Genomic DNA, 283 nt, shown 5'->3' on the forward strand with positions numbered 1-283 from the left:
GGTGGTTACTCCGTGTTCGCCGGCGTCGGTGAGAGGACACGAGAGGGCAACGACTTGTACCATGAAATGATTGAGTCTGGTGTCATCTCCCTGAAGGACAAGACCTCCAAGGTGGCGCTGGTATACGGACAGATGAACGAGCCCCCAGGCGCCCGAGCTCGTGTGGCCTTGACAGGACTGACCGTGGCCGAGTACTTCCGTGACCAGGAAGGACAGGACGTGCTGCTCTTTATCGACAACATCTTCCGCTTCACCCAGGCTGGTTCCGAGGTGTCAGCTCTGC

The 283-nt window shown here is 58.7% G+C and carries 1 pseudogene; it reads left to right on the plus strand.

What is annotated here, in order from left to right:
* A pseudogene (locus tag P2081_RS20710) lies at window positions 1–283 on the plus strand (F0F1 ATP synthase subunit beta); the annotation flags it as partial.

This window comes from Pseudophaeobacter profundi (assembly GCF_029697505.1).
In the GTDB taxonomy this organism is placed as follows: domain Bacteria; phylum Pseudomonadota; class Alphaproteobacteria; order Rhodobacterales; family Rhodobacteraceae; genus Pseudophaeobacter; species Pseudophaeobacter profundi.